At 50.7% G+C, this 3,838-nt stretch carries 2 protein-coding genes and 1 pseudogene; 1 reads left to right on the top strand and 2 read right to left on the bottom strand.

The genetic code is table 11. The annotated features are described in order from the left end of the window. Window positions 1-79: 79 nt before the first annotated feature. Complete coding sequence (locus CUC53_RS04605; RefSeq protein ID WP_476692205.1) at window positions 80-736, bottom strand: recombinase family protein; 657 nt, start codon at window positions 734-736, stop codon at window positions 80-82. A gap of 146 nt (window positions 737-882) precedes the next feature. On the opposite strand from CUC53_RS04605, the pseudogene CUC53_RS04600 reads away from it, so the two are divergent. After that, window positions 883-3,521 (top strand): annotated as a pseudogene (locus CUC53_RS04600) (Tn3 family transposase); the annotation flags it as partial. A gap of 15 nt (window positions 3,522-3,536) precedes the next feature. Here CUC53_RS04600 and CUC53_RS04595 read toward each other — a convergent pair. After that, window positions 3,537-3,838: IS1 family transposase (locus CUC53_RS04595; protein WP_236757865.1), on the bottom strand; the 302-nt coding region annotated here is incomplete at its 5' end.

Below are 3,838 nucleotides of genomic sequence, written 5' to 3'. Positions count from 1 at the left end.
AGGTCTGCTGCACGATGGAGATGGGGTCAGTTTGGATATCGAAAATTATTGTACGTTAAGTCTGAATTTTGACCTAAACTTATTGATTATCCCGGTATAGTGCCTGAATTCGACATATTTGAGAACAGCTGTATCCGGTGGCCTCAGAGGTTTCACGGATACTCAGTTTTTTCACCTGTCGGTAGTACAGCACTTTCTGATGCCGATCATGATCAGCCTGCCTGCCGCGGTATTTACCCTGCGTGTGAGCCCGTTCAATTCCCTGCTTTTGACGCTGGCGGCGGCTCAGCCAGTCTTTATGTGACATCGCGGCCATCAGGTCGATAAGCATATTATTGATGGCGGTTATCACGGCGCGGGTGATTGGATCAGCCTGCGAAGGTTCTCTATCTGACAGTGCCTGCCATGAGGTGGGCACATCCAGACTGACAATCCGCAGCTCGTGTTGCTCTATCTGCTTTTTAAGCGTCATCCAGTCGTTATTGCTCAGACGGGTCAGACGGTCTATCTGCTCGACCAGCAAAATATCATTGCGGTGACTGTCCATCAGTAATCGACCCAGTTCCGGGCGATCAAGTTTTGTCCCGCTGATGTTCTCCCGGTAGTAACTGGCTATTTTATGCCCCCGCTCCTGGACGAACTGCTCCAGCATTTCTTTTGCCCGACCGGCAAACTGATCGTCAGTCGATGCCCTCAAATAAGCTCTGATGAACACTTTTTCACCGTATTGTCGCATTTAGGTTATTGCATTTATTCTATCGCATATAGGTTATGTCATTCATCATGTACCGTCACGTTTTGGTTGTGGCGTCAGGGTGTACCCTTATGCGATAAGTGTTTTTGTTAAAAATACCGAACCGAATAATTTATGAGGGAAACTATATGGCAAGGAGGCAGATTCTTTCTCTGTCGGAAAGAGAATCATTACTGGCATTGCCAGACGATGAGTTAACGCTGACCCGAATGGCCTATTTCAGTGAGCATGATCTGGCACTTATCAGTGCTCACCGTAAACCTGCCAGCCGTTTTGGTTTTGCCGTCCTTCTTTGCTACCTGAAAAATGTCGGCTTTGCTCCGGATAAAAAAATCCCACCCTCTGATACACTGCTGAAGCATATCGCCAGCAGGCTAAAGCTTACCGGGGATCTCTGGCCTGCTTACCTTTCCGGCAGGGATACGACCCGGCGTGAGCATTTAACCGAACTGTACCGCTATCTTGGCGTAAAGGCGTTCACCGGCAAAATACAGCAGGACTGTATTACGCACCTGCTGCCGATGGCGACGCGCACCGATAAAGGTATTCTCCTGGCCGAAGAGTTACTGGCCTGGCTCCGGCAGAACAACGTGATAATTCCCGCGATTGATGTCGTGGGGCGTACCTGTGCGGAAGCCATGGCTGGCGGAGATAAAATCGTATTTCAGACTCTGAATGCCCCGTTAACTCCGGCGCACAGGGATGCCCTGGATTGTTTACTTGAATCATCAAATAATCAGCCTTCCAGGCTGACATGGCTTCTGCAACCGCCGGGTAAAATCAATGGTAAGAACGTGCTGCAACATCTTGATCGGCTCAGCAGCATTGAATCGCTGGCATTACCTGAAGGTATAGATCGTACCATTCACCAGAACCGGTTGCTGAAACTGGCGCGGGAAGGCCGAAAGATGAGTAGCCGGGATTTGACCCGATTTTCAGCAGCCCGCCGTCATGCGTTCCTGGTCTGCGTGCTGGAAGAAGCCAGAGCCACACTGACAGACGAAGTGATTGAGCTGCATGAGCGGATGCTGAACAGCCTTTTCAGCAAAGCCAAAAGAACACAGGCTGAGCGCCTTCAGCAGACAGGAAAGCTGATCCAGTCCAAACTGAGGCAGTACATCGATGTTGGTCAGGCGCTGTCTGATGCCCGCGACTCCGGTGGCGATCCATGGCTCGCAATAGAAAACATACTGCCATGGCCTCAATTTGTCGCCAGTCTGGAGGAAACACGCCATCTCGCCAGGAAAAATAATTTTGACCCGCTGCATATTATTACTGAGAAATACAGCACATTACGGAAATATGCCCCGCGCATGTTGTCCGCTTTACAGTTAGTCGCCACCCCGGCAGCACAACCTCTGGCTGATGCGTTGGTTGTGATCAAGGATATGTACCGGAAGCAGTCACGTAAAGTTCCGGCGACTGCGCCGCTTGAGTTTGTCCCTGAAAGCTGGCGCAAGGTGGTGATTACACCTGCGGGTATTGACCGGCAGTATTATGAATTTTGTGCGCTCAGCGAGCTTAAGGGTGCATTGCGCTCCGGGGACATCTGGGTTAAAGGTTCACGCCGCTACAAAAATTTTGATGATTACCTCATTCCCGAAAAGGACTTTGACAAACTAACACCGGCACTGCCCGTATCTGCTGATTATCATGAGTACATTGCCAGCCGTATGACTCTGCTTCAGTCCAGACTTGAAGAGGTCAATGCTATGGCTGCCCTTGGTGAATTGCCCGATGTGGAAATATCCGACAAGGGCGTAAAAGTCTCTCCGCTGGATAACTGCGTTCCGGCACAGGTTTCGCCGCTGGCAGAACTGGTTTACAGCATGCTACCGCGACCTAAAATCACGGAAATTCTCGACGAGGTAAACAGCTGGACGACGTTTACCCGTCATTTTTCACATATAAAAAATGACATTACCCGTCCCGATACCCGCCTGCTCCTCACCACCATTCTTGCGGATGGCATCAATCTTGGCCTGACCAAAATGGCAGAAGCCTGCCCCGGGAGCACCAAATCATCACTCGAAGATATTCAGGCATGGTACATCCGCGACGAAACCTATTCAGCCGCTCTTGCTGAGCTGGTAAATGCGCAGGGAAAAAGACCACTGGCGGCATTCTGGGGAGACGGAACAACGTCATCATCAGATAGACAGAATTTCAGAACAGGCAGCTCAGGCCGCTACGCAGGGCAGGGCAGGTTAACCCGAAATATGGGCAGGAGCCTGGACGTCAGTTTTATACCCATATTTCGGATCAATACAGCCCGTTTTACACCTGCATAATCAGTCGGGTCAGGGATTCAACCCATGTTCTCGATGGCTTACTGTATCACGAAAGCGACCTGGAAATCAGGGAGCATTACACCGATACAACTGGTTTCACCGATCATGTCTTTGCTCTGATGCATCTGCTGGGCTTTGCGTTCTGTCCACGAATCAGGGATCTCCACGACAAGAAGCTGTTTATCAAAGGGAAAGCAGACCAATACCCGGCGCTTCAGTCACTGATATCAACAACCAGCCTGAATCTGAAAGAGATCGAAATTCACTGGCGTGAAGTGCTGCGCCTGGCAACCTCGATAAAGCAGGGAACAGTGACGGCATCCCTGATGCTGAAAAAGCTTGCCAGCTACCCCAAGCAAAACGGACTTGCCAAAGCACTGAGGGAAATTGGCCGTATTGAACGAACGCTGTTTATGCTCGACTGGTTCCGCGATCCGGCACTTCGTCGGCGGGTCCAGGCGGGACTGAATAAAGGAGGGTAACGCCTCCAATCAGTTGAAATGATGCCTTTCGATAAAGGCACCAATCACTTTCTCGTGGAGCTCAACGGAACGAGAGAAGCAGATGGTCTTGCGAGCCAATCGCTTGATGCGCGTGCTGAGCGTCAGGTTGTTACGCTCGATACGCTGGGTGAATATATTCCCAGTCAGATGCATCTCGCTCGGCACCTCTCTGGCATAGCTTCCCCAGTCATCACTGGTGATAAAGCCTATCTTGAGGGCGCAAGCAGTATCACGAACACCTGAGCCGTTGAAGGCCATATCAACAATCTTGTCTTTGACGCCAGGCTTGC

The sequence above is a fragment of the Aeromonas cavernicola genome (assembly GCF_002795305.1).
Taxonomy (GTDB): Bacteria; Pseudomonadota; Gammaproteobacteria; order Enterobacterales; family Aeromonadaceae; genus Aeromonas; species Aeromonas cavernicola.
Note: the sequence above shows the minus strand (reverse complement) of the source record. Positions and strands in the feature narration are given on the sequence as shown.